At 43.5% G+C, this 19889-nt stretch carries 11 protein-coding genes, 1 riboswitch and 1 other annotated feature; all 11 genes read left to right on the top strand.

Annotated features, from left to right (window positions below):
- The first annotated feature begins 1 nt into the window (after nt 1).
- The 11 genes from trpE (at nt 2) to Ga0466249_RS15985 (ending at nt 19650) form a co-directional block, all read left to right on the top strand.
- On the top strand, nt 2-1483 hold the full coding sequence (trpE, locus tag Ga0466249_RS16035; protein WP_215830493.1) for an anthranilate synthase component I: 1482 nt from the start codon (nt 2-4) through the stop codon (nt 1481-1483).
- Complete coding sequence (locus Ga0466249_RS16030) at nt 1480-2064, top strand: anthranilate synthase component II (RefSeq protein WP_215830492.1); 585 nt, start codon at nt 1480-1482, stop codon at nt 2062-2064. The genes trpE and Ga0466249_RS16030 overlap by 4 nt, the downstream gene beginning before the upstream one ends.
- Nucleotides 2065-2102: 38 nt before the next feature.
- Nucleotides 2103-2359: a binding site (T-box leader), on the top strand.
- Nucleotides 2360-2412: 53 nt separating this feature from the next.
- Nucleotides 2413-3249, top strand: coding sequence for a prephenate dehydratase (gene pheA / locus Ga0466249_RS16025; protein WP_215830491.1), 837 nt, complete (start codon nt 2413-2415; stop codon nt 3247-3249).
- A gap of 154 nt (nt 3250-3403) precedes the next feature.
- A riboswitch (cyclic di-GMP riboswitch) is annotated at nt 3404-3497 on the top strand.
- Between the two features lie 112 nt (nt 3498-3609).
- Nucleotides 3610-5292, top strand: a complete 1683-nt coding sequence (locus tag Ga0466249_RS16020; protein ID WP_215830490.1) for a ShlB/FhaC/HecB family hemolysin secretion/activation protein — start codon at nt 3610-3612, stop codon at nt 5290-5292.
- An 11-nt stretch (nt 5293-5303) separates the two neighbouring features.
- Nucleotides 5304-10415, top strand: a complete 5112-nt coding sequence (locus Ga0466249_RS16015) for a YDG domain-containing protein (RefSeq protein WP_215830489.1) — start codon at nt 5304-5306, stop codon at nt 10413-10415.
- Nucleotides 10416-10735: 320 nt separating this feature from the next.
- The gene (locus Ga0466249_RS16010; protein WP_215830488.1) at nt 10736-12343 is read left to right on the top strand and encodes a gamma-glutamyltransferase family protein; all 1608 of its coding nucleotides are present in this window, start codon (nt 10736-10738) and stop codon (nt 12341-12343) included.
- Nucleotides 12344-12651: 308 nt separating this feature from the next.
- The gene (locus Ga0466249_RS16005) at nt 12652-14400 is read left to right on the top strand and encodes a sigma 54-interacting transcriptional regulator (protein WP_215830487.1); all 1749 of its coding nucleotides are present in this window, start codon (nt 12652-12654) and stop codon (nt 14398-14400) included.
- Between the two features lie 425 nt (nt 14401-14825).
- The gene (locus Ga0466249_RS16000) at nt 14826-15212 is read left to right on the top strand and encodes a RidA family protein (RefSeq protein ID WP_215830486.1); all 387 of its coding nucleotides are present in this window, start codon (nt 14826-14828) and stop codon (nt 15210-15212) included.
- 178 nt (nt 15213-15390) lie between these two features.
- Nucleotides 15391-16722 carry an SLC5/6 family protein gene (locus Ga0466249_RS15995; RefSeq protein WP_215830485.1) on the top strand — a complete coding sequence of 444 codons (1332 nt, stop codon included), beginning with the start codon at nt 15391-15393 and terminating at the stop codon, nt 16720-16722.
- A gap of 67 nt (nt 16723-16789) precedes the next feature.
- Nucleotides 16790-18100 (top strand): L-cysteine desulfidase family protein, encoded by a 1311-nt coding sequence (locus Ga0466249_RS15990; RefSeq protein ID WP_215830484.1) that lies wholly within the window; start codon nt 16790-16792, stop codon nt 18098-18100.
- Between the two features lie 257 nt (nt 18101-18357).
- Nucleotides 18358-19650 carry a hypothetical protein gene (locus tag Ga0466249_RS15985; protein ID WP_215830483.1) on the top strand — a complete coding sequence of 431 codons (1293 nt, stop codon included), beginning with the start codon at nt 18358-18360 and terminating at the stop codon, nt 19648-19650.
- The last annotated feature ends 239 nt before the right edge of the window (nt 19651-19889 follow it).

Raw genomic sequence — 19889 nt, 5'->3', positions numbered from 1 at the left:
AATGAAGGTTCTTTCGACAGGAGAAGAGTTTTGTAAGCTGGCTCAAGACTATAACGTTGTTCCCGTATTTGCAGAGTTGTCCACCGATATGGAGACCCCCATATCGGCCTATTATAAAATTGTCGGTGATGACGTGGGCTTTATTTTGGAAAGCGCCACAACAGAAAAAAACTTTGGTCGCTATTCCTTTATTGGTGCCCAGCCTTTTGCGTCGATTGCGGCACAGTGTGTGAAATCGGAACTGACGGAGAATAATAAAAAGACGACATTGTCAGGTCCGCCGCTTACAGTACTCAAAAACTTTTTTGAGCAGCATTCTTTTCCGCCTCTTACGGATTTACCGCCTTTTATTGGCGGGGCAGTGGGTTACCAAACCTATGAATCTGTGACGACATTTGAGCGCATTCGCGGTAAAAAGGTTCCTGATGGTATGATCGTAGCCGAATATTTATTTTGCCGCGTGATGATAATTATGGATCATGTGAAGCATGTAACGCGTTTGGTCTATTTGGCATTAAATCCAGCAGAAAATGATGCAAAATCTGCTTATGAGAATGCCGTAAATGAACTTCATGCAGTGGCCCGTCGGTTAGAACAAAAGGTTGTATTTCCTGAATTTCATGCTTCGCAAGCAAGTAAGAAAAAAAGGTCAGGTGCAGATACAGCTACAACGAGTCGTGGCCATTATATTGACATGGTAAACAAGGCCAAGGACTATATTGCTGCCGGCGACATTTTTCAAGTCGTTTTATCCCAGCAGTTCTGTCGTGAATTAAATCAGCATCCCTTTGCCATTTACCGGCGATTACGTCAAGTGAATCCATCGCCTTATATGTTTTATATCAACTTTGGTCAACGCCAGCTTGTGGGTGCCTCACCGGAGATGTTGGTAAAAGTGGAAGACAGCAAGGTGCTGACCTGTCCAATTGCCGGTACTCGCCCACGGGGGAAAACACCTGATCAAGATGCTCGGCTGGCAAAAGAGTTACTTGCTGATGACAAAGAAAAAGCTGAACATGCCATGCTTGTTGATCTGGGACGAAATGACATTGGCCGCGTCAGTCTGCCTGGCACAGTTGAGGTTGTGAAAATGCTGGAAGTGGGCTACTTTTCCCATGTCATGCATCTCATTTCAGAAGTGACAGGCCAGCTTGATCCGAAGTATACGGCGCTTGACGTGCTTACCGCCTGTTTTCCTGCCGGGACATTAAGCGGCGCACCGAAAGTGCGGGCTATGGAAATTATTCATGAGCTTGAACAAGATGAACGGGGCTTTTATGCCGGTGCCATTGGCTACATTGATTTTCGGGGCAATCTTGATGCTTGTATTGCCATTCGGACGCTTATGGTAGAAAACGGCCAAATGATCAGCCGCACAGGTGCTGGCATTGTGGCTGACTCGATTCCTGAAAAAGAGTATCAAGAGTCCCTTGATAAGGGGCAGGCTCTGTTTCAGGTCATGGAGGAGGCAGAAGACCAATGATCTTATTAATTGATAACTATGATTCCTTTACTTATAATGTCTATCAATATGTTGCCAATTTGGGCTTTACAGTGACTGTTGTGCGCAATGATCAGACGACAGCCACGGCACTTGCCAAACAATCGTGGGAGGCCATTATTTTGTCACCTGGACCCGGTACGCCGGCGGACAGTGGCATTTGTCCCGACGTCATCAGGCAGTTTGCCGGTCAGGTTCCTATTTTGGGAATTTGTTTGGGACATCAAACAATTGGCGAAGTCTATGGCGGCAAGGTTGTGCGTGCAGGGGAAATTATGCATGGTAAAGTTTCTGGTATTATGCATAACGCGCAGGGTCTTTACAAAGGACTGCCGCAGCCCTTTGTTGCCGGACGCTATCATTCTCTCATTGTTGACAGGGCATCTTTGCCGGATTGTTTAGAAATCACGTCCCAAACTTCGGATGGTGTGATTATGGGGCTAAAGCATAAAGAATTGGACGTAGAAGGCGTACAGTTTCATCCGGAGTCTGTCTTGACACCGCAAGGTTTAAAAATATTACAAAATTTTGTAGAAAAAATAAATAATAAGACTTGTTTGTAATCTTATAACGTGGTATAGTAATTAAAAATTAATTACTATAAAAAATGATGAAGAGGAAAAGTACATGTGAGGGTGCTTGCTTACAGAGAGCCGGGATTGCTGAGAACCGGGCAGAAAGACTTGCATGGAAGTTCGCCTTGGAGTTTCGCGCTGAAATCGGCTGAAATTAGGCAGCGACAGAGACCTTCACTGTTACTAGAAGGGGAGTATCGGCTAAGGCCTGTACTCTTAAAGTGACTCGCTGTAAGGGCGAGTAACAAAGGTGGTACCGCGAGTTAAAGCCCTCGTCCTTTTATGGATGAGGGCTTTTTTTAGTTGTTATCTTGCATTTAATGAGGAGGAAAAGTGATGGCATTGATTGGTTATCTTGGTCCGGCGGGAACGTATAGTGAAGAAGCAGCTCATCATCTATGTGACGGTGATGAACAGCAGTTTAAACCTTTTGTAACGATTGACGCGGCCATTTGGGCTGTAGCCAAGGGAGAAGTTGATACCAGTATCGTTCCCATCGAAAATTCTCTTGGTGGATCGGTGACAGTGACACTGGATATTCTAGCTCATGAAGTAGATCTGTATATTACAGCTGAATTTGTTGCAGCGATTCGGCATAATTTGCTTGTCAAACAGGACCAAGAATCAGAGGCCATTGAGATGATTTTATCACATCCTCAGGCTTTGGCCCAATGTCGCCATGTCTTACAGACACTTTATCCGGGGGTTTCGTTTAAGCCTGTTGACAGTACGGCTGAGGCAGCGCGGCTTGTTGCTGAAGGAACAGGCAGAATGGCAGCTATTAGCAGTGCGAAGGCTGCCAAACAGTACGGTCTTTCGATTGTAAATCACGATGTACAAGACAATTTAACGAATTGTACTCGCTTTGTGCGTTTGGAACGGGTACCCCAAAAGACTTGTTCGGCCGGTCCGTGCAAGACATCCATTGTTTGTGAAATCAATGGTAAAAAACCAGGCAGTCTATGTGAAATCTTGCAGGAATTTTCGATTCGCAATGTCAATTTGACGCGAATTGAATCCCGGCCCGCCCGCACGGGACTTGGCAGGTATATTTTCTTTTTGGATATGGAAGGCAGGTTGAATGATGCGGTGATTGCTGAGGCTGTTGCTGCTGTACAGAAGAAGAGTTTTTGGTTTAAAAATTTAGGAACTTATGCAGTCGGGTCATATTAAATAGCTACGGATTATTTGAATCAATTTTATTGTGCAATGGAAGATATCCTATTGTACAATAAATGTCGAATTAAGTCATTAATAGGGACTTTGTCTCTATTAATTTTTTTATACGGATTAACGAAATTAACATTAGTGGAGAATTACATTATAAAGTTTATATTGGCAAACTTGTTGAAAGGCAAGGACGCAAAGCTATGGGTCTAAGAGTCTACTTATTGGTGACTGATGATTGCCAGGTTGCAACGATTTAAGTTTATTTCGTTACAGCCATGGCAATTTTTTGTTGATTTTTCTTAAAAGGTTTGCTGTTTGTAGTTTGAACTTTCTTAATTGCCAACTATAGTAAGAGGAGAATTTATGACAAAGAATGTATGGCAACGCGGTAGTCAACTTATTATTTTTGTAACGTTACTATGTCTGACTGGCCCTGCTTTTTCTGCTGAACGACCTGACGCGGGTACAACTATCAGTGGGTTGGGGGAACACAAGCTGGTGCCTGTGGAACAATCAGTTCCACGTATCGAAGTCGATTCTAAGCAACAGACTTCCGTCCCCGCTACCGGCGGACCTCAAATCATGGTTGGCGGGATTCATATTACTGGTCAGAATATATATAGCGAGGACAAGCTGTTGTCCCTTATTAGCGACGCGTTGGGCAAGCAGCTTACCTTGGGACAACTGGAAACTCTCGCTGGTCGGATTAGCAAATACTTTCATGCTCAGGGCTACTTTCTCGCCAATGCGGTGATTCCCGCTCAAGACATAAAGGGCGGCGTAGTGGAAATTGCTGTTGTCATCGGTCAGTACGGCAAGATCGACGTCCGTAATCATTCGGCACTAAATCAGAGCAACTTAACCATCCTACTGAGCAGTCTCAAAAGCGGCGACTACATACAAAGCGAATCACTTGAGCGGACACTCCTGCGTCTAAGTGATACCAACGGCGTCGGTGCCAAGGCCACCCTTGTTCCAGGGGCGGCCCCGGGAACATCTGATCTCATTGTCGAAGTCAATGATGCCGCTAAAACGAACGGCCAGTTTTATACCGACAACTACGGCAACCGTTTTACCGGACAGACAAGAGTCGGCTTCAATATGAACATCAATAATCTAAGCGGCAACGGCGACATGGCCAGCATTGGCGGCTTACTAACCAGTGGAGCAGACATGAACGACTGTACCCTCTCTTATCTCGTGCCTACTGGTGGACAAGGCGCCAAACTCGGGGTGGGCTATTCCCATATGCACTACTTGCTAGGCGGCGAATTCGCTGGTTTGAATGCCAATGGTATTGCTAAAACCAGCAGTATCTATGAAACATTCGTACTTAACCGTTCCCGGAGTTTTAACTTAAATGGCCATATCGGCTATGACCGTAAACAATTGTTTGACCGCAAGGATGCCGTCGGCTATGTATCAGATAAACGGGCTGGTGTTTGGATGCTTGGTTTGAATGGTGACAGCCGTGATAGTTTCGGTAGCGGCGGTGTCAACAGTTTTGCTCTCACCTACTCCCAGGGTCACCTGAGCATGGAATCGGCAGATGCAAAAAGTGAGGATGTCACAGCCAAAACCGCTGGCAGCTACAACAAAACCAATCTCAGCCTTTACCGGGTGCAACATGTTACCGATCGGTTGAACTTGCATTTGTCCTTTACCGGACAGTTGGCTAATAAAAACCTCGACTCATCGGAAAAAATTTATCTTGGCGGTGCGAACGGCGTACGGGCCTACCCTCAGGGTGAGGCCTCTGGCGATGAAGGTTATTTAATGACCGGTGAATTCCGTTGGGACATGCCGACGCCTAGTTTCCAGTTAGCGGCTTTCATCGATAATGGCAGAGTGACTCTCAACAAAAATCCCTGGGACACATCGGCAAATACGCGCAGTCTTACCGGTGCGGGAGTTGGCTTCATCTGGAATCGGGCAAGCGATTATTCGATTCGTTTGGATTACGCATGGAAGATTAGTAAGAGTCTGGCGACATCAGATATTGATAAAAGTGGACGTTTCTGGCTACAGGGCGTGAAGTATTTCTAGGAGGTAAGGTCATGCAAAGAAGATGGCGTCGACAGTGGAAACGCACTGTTTCAAAATTTATATTGACATCGCTAGCGGCGGCGACACTGTCCTTTAGTGTCTATAGCACCGGCTATGCTAACCCTAGCGGTGGTACGGTTACTACCGGTGCGGGTGTTATTACTCAGAACGGTAATAACATGATTATTACTCAGACCACTGACAAAATGGGGATCAACTGGCAGAACTTTAGTATCGGTGCCGGTGAAAAAACGCAGTTTATCCAGCCGGGGACTAATTCCGTGGTCTTAAATCGGGTTATTGGCAGTAACCCCACGACCATCTATGGCACTCTTTCCGCCAACGGCAAAGTTTTCCTCATCAATCCGAACGGCGTCTTATTCGCACCCGGCGCTCAAGTCAACGTTGGCGGCCTGCTGGCCTCCACATTGAATATCGCCGATAGTGACTTTAACGCCGGGAACTACAGCTTCCGAGGCAGCGGCGGTAGTGTTATTAATAATGGAACCATCAACGCAGCCAATGGCTATGTGGCTCTACTCGGGTCAGAAGTTAAAAACCAAGGTGTCATCGCTGCCAAACAAGGCACGGTGGCCTTAGGAGCAGGCAGCCGGATCACGCTGGACATGAACGGCGACGGCCTGCTAAATCTGGCAGTCGATCAAGCGGCTATGAACACCAGTGTTACCAATCACAACCTTATTCAGGCAGACGGCGGTACCGTCATTATGACTACTGGTGCCAAAGATGCTCTCTTAAAAACAGTCGTCAGTAACAGCGGCATCATTCAGGCAAAAAGCGTGAGTAATCAAAACGGTATTATCCGCCTGGAAGGCGGCACGGTAACCAATAGCGGCACACTCGACGCTTCGGGCAACGTCACAGGACAAACGGGCGGCACAGTAAAAGTGCTGGGCGAGACGGTGCTCCTCACTGACAATGCCAAGCTAAACGCCAGCGGCGATAAGGGCGGCGGCACCATCCTTATCGGCGGCAACTACCAAGGAAAAGTGACAGAAGAAAACGCCACCAACACAACAGTTGGACAGAATGTGACCATCAACGCCGATGCGATAACAAGAGGAAACGGTGGCAAAGTAGTAGTCTGGGCTAATGATACCACGAACTACTACGGCAACATCTCCGCCAAAGGCGGGGCCAATAGCGGTGATGGCGGCAATGTAGAAGTATCAGGCAAAAAGACACTACTCTACAGGGGATTAACGAACCTTACTGCAAACAAGGGTATAACAGGCAACATGCTATTAGATCCTGGAGAATATATCATAAGCACATCAGCAACCAGTGGCAATGTATATAACACAACCGACCTAGCGAACCAGCTCAATTCGGCAAATATGACACTTCAGACAGATAGTAGTGGAATTGGTGATATCACCATTGCCAATGATGTAACTTGGACAAGCGGAAAAAGCTTAACCTTAACTGCTTTTCATAATATTAACGTCAATGCGGCCATCAATGCAGGTAGAAATGCAGATGTGACACTTGATGCTGGCCACTCAGTTGAGTTAGGTAGCAGCGGAATTATAATAACTAATAATGGAAATGTGAATGTGAAAAATCATAGTGAGACAGCAGCTTCAGGAATTTTTGACACGGATTCCACCTATTTAAAAATGGCTGATAATAGTAAGATTTACACACAGGGAGGAAATGTCATCATTAGGTCTGGAATCCTTGGTGGCAGTCAGGATGGCTATGTACAGATTGGTAACAGTGGTAGTGGAGCTGTAATAGATGCCGGTGGGGGCGATATCACTATTACAGGCGTAACTGCCAATGGAACGGATAAAGGAATTGTCGTTGGAATTAATAGTTTGCTGCAAAGCACAGGTAACGGTTCCATTATTCTCAATGGGGTGGGAAAGATTGGTGGAAATTACAGTGGAGGCGTAATAGTTTGTGGTGTTGTACAGACAATGAATGGTGATATTACTATAACCGGAGAGAGTCGCGGTACTTTAGACAACAATTATGGTGTTGAAGTAACTGCAGGATTGATAAAAAGTACAGGGAATGGAAAGGTTGTTCTTGACGGTATTGGTGGACCTGGTACAGATGCTAATTTCGGTATATGTGTCAATAATAGCGGGCGAGTGCAAGTAAAGGACGGTAGTCTTATCATCAATGGTACTTCTAAGGGGACGGGGGTAGGAAACCACGGTGTCATGCTTAGAATTGGAGCAAATATTGAATCTATAGGGAATGCTATTGTAAAAATCACAGGCATAGGCGGTAAAGGTACTCACGATAACTTTGGAATGCAAATAGATAATAGCCGAATTGCTTCTGTAGAAGGTGATGTTACGTTGGATGTTATCGGTGGTCAAGGGAGTACAGGTACTAACGTTGGGTTAGTAACAACTGGTAGCAGTACTATTGAGTCAAGTGGTACTGCCCAAATAAATATAAATGGTACTGGTGGAAATGGGACGTCAGATAATTCTGGTATCTGGATCGCTTCTGGAACGGTTAAGACAGTAGATGGAGATATTGAGTTAAACGGAGCAGGTGGCAATGGAACTGCGTCTAATAATGATGGAATTGTTCTTGGTTCATCCGCTATTATTCAATCTTCAGGTAAGGGAAAAATCAATCTTATTGGAAAAGGTGGTATAGGAACAAGTAGTAATGAGGGGATTTCTATAGGCGGTGTTATCTCATCGCAGCAAAGTAATGTTTATCTAAATGGTACAGGTGGTACAGCAACAAGCACTGGTATTCAGATGGATGTTGGAACTACTATTCAAGCTGGCGGTAATGCTACGTTGGTAGCGAGCGGAGGAAACTTTATCAATAATGGCGGTGCAAATGCCGTCAGCACCACTTCAGGTAAACGCTGGCTGATTTATTCCAGCAGTCCGGCGGGAAACGTGACAGGCGGACTAGAACTAGACCATGACTTTAGTTTATATAACACGGCATATGCTTCTGGGGTGACGCCGTCGTACAGCGGCAATGGTTTTATCTACGCTAGTCCGCTGAATTTGTCGGCTACGCTTACCGGCACGGTTACCAAGATTTATGATGGTACACCATCTGCGGCGCTGACTGCGGCCAATTTTCAGCTTAGCGGTCTTAGTGGTGCGACTGGGACAGGGGGGAGCGTGTCAGGGACTTACGACAATAAAAATGTCGGCAGCGGCAAGACAGTGACGATTAATGGCACGGCTACTCTAAGCGGAGTAAACGATCTCATCGGAAAGGCAGTATACGGTTATAACTTTGACGGAACTCTTAATGGTACAATTAGCGGAGATATTACTCAAGCGCCACTGACGGCAGCTTTAACAGGTACAGTGAAGAAAACTTACGATGGCACGACTGCGGCCACGCTGAGCAGCAGTAGCTACAGCCTAAACGGAGTGATAGGCAGTGATGCGGTAACACTTGTCACTGCGGCTAACGGGAATTATGGCGATAAAAACGTCGGCAGCGGCAAGAACGTAACTGTGAACGGACTCAGTCTGAGCGGCAGCGATGCGGGTAATTACACCATAGGTACTAGTGTGAACGGTAACGTTGGTGTTATTGACCAAGCGCCGCTGACGGCAGTTTTAACTGGTACAGTGAAGAAAACTTACGACGGCACAACTACAGCCACGCTGAACAGCGGTAACTACAGCTTAAACGGAGTGATAGGCAACGATGCGGTAGCACTTGTCACTGCGACTAACGGCACTTATGGCGATAAAAACGCCGGCAGCGGCAAGAACGTAACTGTGAACGGACTCAGTCTGAGTGGCGACGATGCGGGTAATTACACCATAGGTACTAGTGTAAACGGTAACGTTGGTGTTATTGACCAAGCGTCGCTGACGGCAGTTTTAACTGGTACAGTGAAGAAAACTTACGACGGCAAAACTACCGCCACGCTGAACAGCAGTAACTACAGCCTAAACGGCGTAGTAACAGGTGACAGCGTGAATGTAGCAAATACCCAGGGCAGCTATAACGATAAAAATGCCGGCAGCGGCAAGAACGTAGCAGTAGATGGCATAACACTAAGCGGTGGCGATGCAGGTAACTACACCATAGGTGCTAGTGTGAACGGTAACGTTGGTGTTATTGACCAAGCGCCGCTGACGGCAGTTTTAACTGGTACAGTGAAGAAAACTTACGACGGCAAAACTACCGCCACGCTGAACAGCAGCAACTACAGCCTAAACGGCGTAGTAATAGGTGACAGCGTGAATGTAGCAAATACCCAGGGCAGCTATAACGATAAAAACGCCGGCAGCGGCAAGAACGTAACAGCAGATGGCATAACACTTAGTGGTGGCGATGCAGATAACTACACTGTTGCCTCCAGTGTGAGCGGTAATGTCGGAGTCATTGACAAAGCAACTCTGACCGTCACGGCGACAGCTAATACCAAGGTCTATGATGGCACGACTGGCGTGTCAGGCATACCAAAGGTAAGCGGACTGCAAACAGGAGACACGGTGACAAACCTAAGTGAAGTCTATACGGATCAAGCTGTTGGTATAAACAAAACATTGACGGTTAGCGGATATACGTTAAGCGACGGCAATGGAGGCAACAACTACATTGTGACTACGGTGGACAATAACAGCGGTGTAATCACTGCAATACCAACCCAGGTACCAACAGAACCACAATCGGATCACTATAACGGGGCAATTGTTACAGCAAATGACAGCCATACTGATGATGCAAGCATGAACCCGGTCAGCCATAGCATAAACGTGAAATCTTATGTAGTGCCCAAACAAGGGATTGACTTGACAGTAGTTCTTCCTAAGGCGGACATCGTCGTTCCTAACGGAAGACAAATTGATGTGACAGTGCCGCGAGACACTTTACCTTTAACAGATGAAACGATGCAATTAACGGCATTACAGTCGAATGGTCAGCCGCTGCCGTCGTGGCTTAGTTTCGATCCGCAGGCAGTCCGGTTCTACGGTCAGCCGCCAACTGGTTTTAGCGGCACAATCCATGTGCGGATTACGATGAGGGATACGAGGGGGAATGAGACGTCTGCCGTATTTAAATTGATTATTGGCACTGCGGCGAACGATCAGGGAACTTTGCAGGCAGAAACTGTGGGAGATAGTACGAAGGAATGCTTGTTTTAGAAAGGGCGAGACACGAGGTCCGCATGATAGCAGGGCTTAATTCAATGGCAATAATATTTGAAAGAGGGGTATTGGTTATAACCTGAGATGAGGCAAAATTAAAGCAAGGCGGCAAAGAAAGAGCTAGTGGCTGACTTTGCCGCCTTGCTTTATGTTATTCATAAGTTTTTGGGAACACCCATTGTTTTTTTGTAACAGAAGCTGAACGGGTACTTGTTGAGTATCTGGCAGGTAAATTAGTGCTAAATACAGAATCGAATGATTATGGAGATAGCCAACCACGTTATATCTATTCCATTTTGTGAGGGGAGGTTTAATCGATGAATTACGATGCGATTTCTTATCCTTATGCATCACGGCGTAGTTTGGTATACGGAACAAATGGCATGGTAGCTACTTCTCAGCCACTTGCAGCACAAGCCGGGCTAGCGATGTTAAAGCAAGGCGGTAATGCTGTTGATGCAGCGATCGCTACAGCAGCTTGTCTGACTGTTGTTGAGCCATCAGGAAACGGTATGGGCAGCGATGCTTTTGCTATTGTTCATATGAAAGGAAAAATGTATGGGTTAAATTCCAGTGGACCGGCACCCAAGTCGCTCACAATTGAGGCACTAAAAAAGGCTGGGTATGACAAGATTCCTAAGTTTGGTATCATTCCAGTAACTGTTCCAGGTGCACCTGCTGCCTGGATTAATTTATCGCGCCGTTTTGGACGGCTGCCTTTTGCGAAGTTACTAGAGCCTGCGATTGATTATGCGGAACATGGCTTTGCTGTTTCACCTGTCATTAGCAAGTTGTGGAATGCAGCATTTTACTTGTATAGAGTACAAAATGATCCAGCCTTGAAGCCGTGGTTTGATGTTTTTGCGCCGCAAGGAAGACCGCTAGAAGCAGGAGAAATTTGGCGTTCGCCTGATCATGCGGCTTCGCTTCGGTCGATTGCCGAGACAGAAGGAAAGTCGTTTTACGGAGGAGCGCTGGCTGAGAAAATTGCAGCTTTTTCCAAAAAGTATGGCGGTTTTCTTACGGTAGAAGATTTGGCAAACTTTAAGTCAGAATGGGTTGAGCCCTTAAAAGTCAATTATCGTGGTTATGACATTTGGGAACTTCCGCCGAATGGGCAGGGGTTGGTAGTTCTCATGGCGTTGAATATTCTGAAAGGGTTTGATTTTACTGAACGAGATTGTATGGAAACCTATCATCGTCAAATTGAGGCAATCAAGCTGGCCTTTGCAGACGGTTTAACGCATATTACCGATCCGAAAATGATGAAAATGAGTGTGGAAACGCTTTTATCGGAAGCTTATGCCGAGGAACGGCGCAAACAGATTGCGAAAATGGCTCAAATTCCGCAATCAGGTCGTCCCCATAATGGCGGGACCGTTTATTTAGCTGCTGCCGATGGCGAAGGAAATATGGTTTCATATATTCAAAGTAACTTTCATGGCTTTGGTTCAGGCGTGGTGATTCCTGGTACAGGAATTAGTTTGCAAAATCGTGGCTTTTCTTTTTCCGTCGATCCTCATCACGCAAATTGTTTGGCACCAGGGAAAAGGACTTATCATACGATTATTCCAGGCTTTATTACCCAAAATGATCAGCCTGTCGGACCTTTTGGCATTATGGGAGGCTATATTCAGCCGCAAGCCCATGTGCAGGTACTCATGAATGCCCTTGATTTTCATCTGAATCCTCAGGCGGCTCTGGATGCACCCCGGTGGCAATGGATTGAGGGCAATAAAGTGGAAGTAGAATATTCTTTTCCAGAATATTTAGCTGAAAAATTACTGCGTAGCGGTCATCAAGTCATGCGGGGCGCTATTGGGGCGACGACGTTTGGACGGGGACAAATTATTTGGCGTAATTCCTATGGCGCCTTGACGGGGGCTACAGAGCCCAGAACAGACGGGATTGTCGCTGTATGGTAAAATAGTTATCATATTAAGTGGCAGTTATCAAGCGAAATGTTTTATAAGCAGATATTTGGACATGATTGTTTCTATATGAATGATGATGGTTATTCTTACTTATTTTCGTTCATCAAAGAAATCTAAACAATGATTTCTTTGATGAACGAAAAATTTTTATGAGAATTGTATCTAAGGATTGGTATATAGCGAGAACCATTTTCTAATATTTTAATTAAGTTAACAATTTTAGAATTTAAGGTTTAAAATAAAAGTTTAGTTTGATTTATTACGAATTAATAAATAATTATCGTGTGAGGTGATAAAATGTGTCCCTGTTGCAACGAATTCAAGTAACAACTCAGCAAATTGCTGAGGCTATTTCAGGTGTTTTGGATATCGAAGTAACGATTGTAGATGATACATTGGTGCGAATTGCGGGGACGGGCTATCATTACGCAACGATAGGGGAAAAAATTATCGGGCAATCCATGTATCAAAAAGTTATTAACAATAAGCGAGAGTATATTATGACAGATGTTAATACGGATCATGAATGTGTTAACTGTGCTAAAAAAGCTACCTGCAAAGAATTAGCTGGATTGTGTTGTCCGATTATTATTGGTACAAAGGTAATTGGTGTTATTGGTTTAATTGCTTTTTCATCAGAACGGCAACTGGAACTTTGTAGTAAAAATGAACGCCTGTTAACATTCGTACGTAATATGGCTCAGCTTATTGCGGCAAAAGCGATTGAACAAGATAGTTTAAGTCGGGTAGTTCTTGTAAAAAATCAGTTAGAAACAGTTGTAAACTTTATTGCAGAAGGGATCATAGCAATTGATCAGACGGCTAAGATCATTAGTCTTAATTCTGCAGCTGAAAGAATACTTAAAGTGCAAGCAAAGGATGTTATTGGTTTTTATATTAATGAAGTTTTTCCTGGAACCGTCATGTCGGATGTATTACAGGATGGTAATGAGTTTACTGAACAAAAAGTTAATTTATGGAAGGATTGTAAACGCTATCATTATCTAATGAACGCTAAGCCCGTTATTGTTGATGGGGTTATACAAGGTGCTGTAGCTAGTTTTTGGGAAGTTGATGATAGTCAGAAAGTGATCGATACACCTAATAATACAAGGTTTTCTTTTGACAGTATTATAGGCAGCAGTCGAATGATTCAAGCGGCAAAAGCGGAGGCGAACAAAATTACCTCAACTTCTGTTACGGTTTTGATTAGTGGGGAAAGTGGTACTGGCAAGGAAGTTTTTGCTCAGGCTATTCATAAAGCTAGTGATCGTGCTTTGAGACCCTTTGTAGCTGTAAATTGTGCAGCAATTCCAGAAAGTTTAATTGAAAGTGAACTTTTTGGTTATGAACAGGGATCTTTTACGGGGGCTAATAAAGGGGGGAAGGCCGGGAAGTTTTTGCTTGCCGACAAAGGAACACTTTTTCTTGATGAAATTGGTGATATGCCTTTTTCACTACAATCAAGATTGTTGCGAGTACTTCAAGAAAAAGTTGTTGAACCTTTAGGAGGGGTTAGGAATATACCGGTAGATGTACGCATTATCGCGGCTACGAATCATGATTTAAAAAGCTTAGTACAAGATGGACATTTTCGTAAAGATTTATATTATAGACTCAATGTTTTTCCCATTTTACTGCCGCCCCTAAGGGAGCGAGGACAGGATATTGTGGAATTAGCGGCATTTTTTTTACAGAAGTATGGCTTAGAATATCATAAAGAAGTTAGAAATTTGTCTGATGAAGTTAAAGTTGCACTGCAATGCTATAACTGGCCAGGTAACATTAGAGAATTGCAGAATACGATTGAATGTGCAGTTATCAAGGCAACTGGAGATCGTATTGAGATAAAAGATTTACCGATCGGAATGGTAACGAGTGCATCAAACGGTGAAATACAAATAGGATCATTTGATTCGGAAAAACAAGTGATTCTGGATGTGATGCAAGTTTTTGGAAATAGTGTTCAGGGAAAAAGGCAGGCAGCGGCGCAGCTTGGCATGGGTATTGCGACGTTATATCGCAAGCTACGTAAATACAATATTTAAACTTAAAGCAATTAAAGTCGATGATAAAATTATCAATTTTATCATCGACTTATTATATTTTATGATATAAACGTGAATGAATTTGAGATTTTTCAAGGTCTTAAAATTGGCATAAGATTTGCATAGTAATCTATTGTGATTAAAATTAATGGTATTTTTAGAAAAATCTATTACAATGGCGGCCAGTGTACTGTCGACTTATCTAGTGGATAGCTATTTATATGCGATGACTACGTAAAGATTTTTCTTATATTTCTCATTTGTAATTGAATAATAAAAAAAAGTTATCATAATGTGAAAGTTTTACTAATTGCAATCGTGATGATTCTTAAGGAGAGTGATGTAGTGTATTATTTGCAGTCCAACTGATGTGAATGTGAGATTTGTTTGGTGAATCTAATACTATTATGCGAGGAGTAATGAACATGAACGAAGTAATCACAACTCAAAAGGCACCTCAAGCGATTGGTCCTTATTCACAGGCTAGAATGACAGGAAGTTATTTGTTTTGTTCGGGGCAAACTCCCCTTGATCCACAAACAGGTACACTTGTCACTGGGGGAATTAAAGCTCAGGCAACACAAGTGATGGAAAATATCAAGCAAATCTTAATTGCAGCGCAATTAGATTTTAATGATGTTGTTAAAACTACGGTCTTTATTACTAGCATGGATAATTTTTCTGCGGTAAATGAAATTTATAGTCGCTACTTTGTGGACAAGTTGCCTGCTCGTTCATGTGTCGCTGTAGCGGGTTTGCCCAAAGAAGCATTAGTAGAAATCGAATTAATTGCGTGTAATAACCATAATTAGAAAATCAATAAACAGGTGAAATACTACTGTGTAAATCAATAGGATCCATATCTGAGACTTTTTCATAATTCATTTTATGCTGTGAGTAGTTGGCTGAATTATGAAGATTTCTCATACTGAAAATTTACAGAATATTGGTATGAATCGTTATAATTCGGAAATATTGGAGGCGTAATCAATGAATTTATCAACTTGGCAAGAAACGGTTACTTCAGACTTTTCCCCACGTAGTTTGGCCGAGCGGTCAGGTATGACGGAAGAAGAATGGCGCAAGGCGATTCGTTTCGATGGAACGGATTGGGGTTGGGTTATTATGAGTATCGGCATGGCCATTGGTGCTGGGATTGTGTTTTTGCCCGTACAAGTCGGGCTCATGGGTTTATGGGTCTTTTTACTTTCGGCAGTCATTGGGTATCCGGCTATGTATTTGTTTCAGCGCCTATTTATTAATACGTTGGCAGCCTCTCCAGAATGTAAGGACTATCCTAGTGTAATTTCAGGTTATTTAGGAAAGAATTGGGGCATTTTCCTCGGGGCTTTGTATTTTATCATGCTATTAATCTGGGTATTTGTATATTCTACGGCAATTACCAATGATAGCGCTTCTTTTTTGCAATCATTTGGGGTAACCCAGACGCTGCTGTCAAAAAATCCATTTTATGGGTTGACGTTGATTTGTTGCTTGGTTGCACTAGCTTCTCGCGGTGAAAAATTATTGTTTAAAATTTCTACAGGCATGGTGCTGACGAAGTTAATTGTCGTTGCTTTTCTCGGATTGGCCATGGTAGGACGTTGGGATTTGGCAAATGTCGGTTCGTTGCCCGAGATTGGAAAGCTTGGGAGAGATACCGTCGTCATGCTTCCGTTTACCTTGACTTCTATTTTATTTATTCAAAGCTTAAGTCCCATGGTAATTTCCTACCGCTCTCATGAAAAATCAATTGAGGTAGCGCGTTACAAAGCGATGCGTGCGATGAATATTGCTTTTGGAATTCTATTTGTGACGGTATTTTTTTACGCCGTGTCTTTCACTTTATCTATGGGACATGAACAAGCTGTTCAGGCATCGCGTGCCAATATCTCTGCTTTGGCGATGGCAGCGAATGGTGGAGGACAGCAAATCGTGAAAATATTCAGCTTGATTCTCAATATTTTTGCAGTCATGACCGCCTACTTTGGCGTGTATCTAGGATTCCGCGAAGCTTGTCAGGGATTGACTATGAATCTCTTGTGCCGGATTATGCCGGAGAATCGAATTAATAAGACTATGGTAGGTTATGGTATTATGATTTTTACAATTTTGCTGTCTTGGAGCGCGATTGTGTTAAATGCGCCTGTATTAAGCTTTACATCTATCTGCAGTCCGATTTTTGGTTTGGTTGGATGTCTGATTCCGGCTTATTTAGTTTATAAGGTGCCTTTTTTATATCAATATAAGGGATTGGCCTTGCAAATTATTATTGCTGCGGGAATTTTGCTTTGTGTATCGCCATTTTTGGCATTTTCGTAATTGGAAGTTACAAGTCTTTTATGGATTTGACTTTATATTTAAATATGTACTTGAAGGAGAGTTCGATATGCAAAAAAATATTTCGACAGAGTTGAATCCGTTATGGTTAGAAATGGTTAAAGCGGTAAAAAGAGAAGTTGTTCCGGCAGTAGGCTGTACCGAGCCGGTTTCATTGGCACTAGCTTCAGCTATTGCAGCTAAAAGATTGGGAAAATCGGTAGAGCGGGTCGAAGCTAAGGTTTCAGCGAATATGATGAAGAACGGGATGGGGGTTATTGTTCCAGGTACAGATACGGCGGGATTGTTGATTGCTGCTGCAGTCGGTGCGCTTGGTGGTGATCCGGAAGGTCAATTGGAAGTGTTGAGAAATCTGACATTAAAGCAGGTTGAAGAAGGAAAAAGGATGGTTGCAGAAAAGCGTGTTCAGATTGCCGTTGCCGATGTGCCTAATGTTCTTTATTCAGAAGCACGGGTTATCCATGGGGAAGAGTGGGTCAGGGTTTGCATTGCAGATAATCACACCCAGGTGGTTCGGATTGAGCATAATGGAGAACTGGTTTATCAAGCTCAGCCACAGGAAGGCGAAGCAGATGAGAATAGTGCTTGTTTCTTAGCAGAGATGGGAGCTCAAGATGTATTCGAATTTGCTACGAAGGCACCATTAGAAATGATTGGATTTATCAAGGAAGCAGCTAGGCTCAATGATGCTTTGGCAAATGAAGGGATGAACGGTCACTATGGGTTGCAAATTGGAGCGACGTTAAAACGACAAAGTGAGCAGGGGCTCTTAGCGGATTGTTTGATGAGTCGTGTGTTGATGCGCACGACAGCAGCATCTGATGCACGTATGGGTGGGGCGTCTCTTCCGGCTATGACCAATTCGGGATCGGGAAATCAAGGAATTGCAGCAACAGTGCCTGTAATCGTTGTGGCTGAATATGTGAAAGCCGATGAAGAAGCTTTGATTCGGGCGTTAATGTTATCCCATATGATGGCGATTTATATTCATGGGAAACTACCGAAACTGTCTGCTTTGTGTGCCGTAACTACGGCTTCTATGGGGGCGGCGGCAGGAATGGCTTGGTTGCTTAAGAAGGATTTTGTCACAGTGAGTATGGCTATTTCTAGTATGATTGGCGATGTAGCGGGCATGATCTGCGATGGTGCATCTAACTCGTGTGCGATGAAAGTGTCTACGGCAGTAGGCGCGGCATGCAAAGCGGTCTTTATGGCACTGGAAGGCATAAGGGTTACTGGTCATGAGGGAATCGTTGCCGATAATGTGGATGTTTCGATTGCGAATATAGGCGACTTGGCCTGTAAAGGAATGTTACAAACGGACAGTCAAATTTTACAAATTATGTTGAATAAGGCGTAGAATACGACTTGGTAGTGGAGCAAAGAGACACTTTATGCAAAACATAAGGTGTCTCTTTGTTGTTGTCCAGCGTGGACAGTTATTCGGCTGTAAAAGTTTGCTATGGGCTTGGTAGAGCGGGAAGTATTAGCTAAATAGCCTATGGTGGTGAACTGCAAATTGTGAGACTTATGCTGAAGCGGACTATTTTAGAAAAAGTAATTTGAATTATGGATTATTGTATGCTAGAGTGAATTTGGAACGGAGGAGGATTGGATTTGAACATTCGATTAGGCCTTTTAGGTGCTGAAGATTCTTTGCAGTGTATTCAGACGATTGCTGCTGAATATGGTGAATTTGATTGCCTTCCTTGTTTATGGTCAAAAAGAGAGGATATTGTTCCTTTATTACAAACTAATGCCGATAAAGTAGATATGTGGTTATTTGCCGGACGTATTCCGTATTTAATTGCTCAAGCGTGGGGCGGCGTTGCTCAGCCAATCTTTCATTTGCCTTATCAAGGTGCGAGTCTTTACAAAACGTTATGTGAAATTTTTTATACACAGAAAGTAAAAATGAATGAGATTAGCTTTGATTCCATTCTTTATAGTGATTTAAAGCAGGTATTCCGTGAATTGGGTATTGCCGATGAGCCCCTTCATGTAAGGCCTTTCGAATTAGGTATGACCGAAGAAGAGAGCATTCAATATCATTATGAGCTTTGGAAAACCCATCAAACGAAACTTGCAGTGACTTGTACACTTAGTGTTAAAAAAGGCTTGCAACAGTTAGGCGTCCCCTTTTATCGGGTCCTTCCTGCCAGGACTGCAGTGGAATCTACATTAAATATGATGCTGAGAACGTTTGAAATGCATAATTTACGTGATGCGCAAATTGCTATGCAAATGTTTGAATTTGATTCGCTTGCCGGTGTTTCTAAGGAATGGCTTTCTACGGACGAGCTATACATGATGGAGATGAAGGCTACTAAAAAGTTGATTGCTTATGCAAAAAGGGTCCAAGGTTCTTTAAAATTAGCAGGACCTGGTCGATTTGTTGTTTTTACTACTCGGGGAATGCTGCGCATGATTACAGAAAATTTTACTAGCATTCCTGATGTGGAAGAATTCGAACAAATCAGTTGTGGCATTGGCATTGGCCGCTCAGCCTATGAAGCTGAATTTCACGCGGCCAAAGCTTTACTGACTGCCAAAGAGTACGGAGAAGGAACATGGATGGTTTATTTTGATGATAAAACTGTTACGGGCCCGTTGGGGAAGAAAGAACAGATTAATTATTCTTATGTATCAGCTGAACTGATTGCAGTGAGTAAAGAGACCTCTTTAAGTGTTTCAACATTGAATAAATTGATGGCCATTATGAAAAAAAATCACCGGACTGAAATCAGTGCTTATGAAGTGGCACAATATATGCGAATTCTACCCCGTAGCGCACACCGCATTATTACGGAACTTGAGAAAAAAGGGTATGCTCAAATCGTAGGAGAGGAAAATCCGAATCCGCGGGGGCGTCCTAGAAAATTATATCGGATTCAATTAGAGCAGAAGTGAGAACTTTTTGCTCTTTTTTAGTTGTTGACAAGTTAACAACTAATATTTTATAATTTAAATACGGTTGCATCCGGAAATGGACCTTAAATGGTGAATTATAAGTTAGTTGGGTTACTATTTAGTTTTTTGGCAATGAAGCCAGTATATACAGAACTTCTTTGTGTATACTGGTTTTTCTTATAATTTTATTATTATAACTGGCAGCCGATCTTAGAGCAGGCCGGGAAAACAAAGGAGAG

The organism is Pelorhabdus rhamnosifermentans, from assembly GCF_018835585.1.
GTDB classification, from domain to species: Bacteria; Bacillota; Negativicutes; order UMGS1260; family UMGS1260; genus Pelorhabdus; species Pelorhabdus rhamnosifermentans.
The sequence above is the reverse complement of the archived record's forward strand: the minus strand, read 5'-3'. Positions and strand labels throughout refer to the sequence as shown.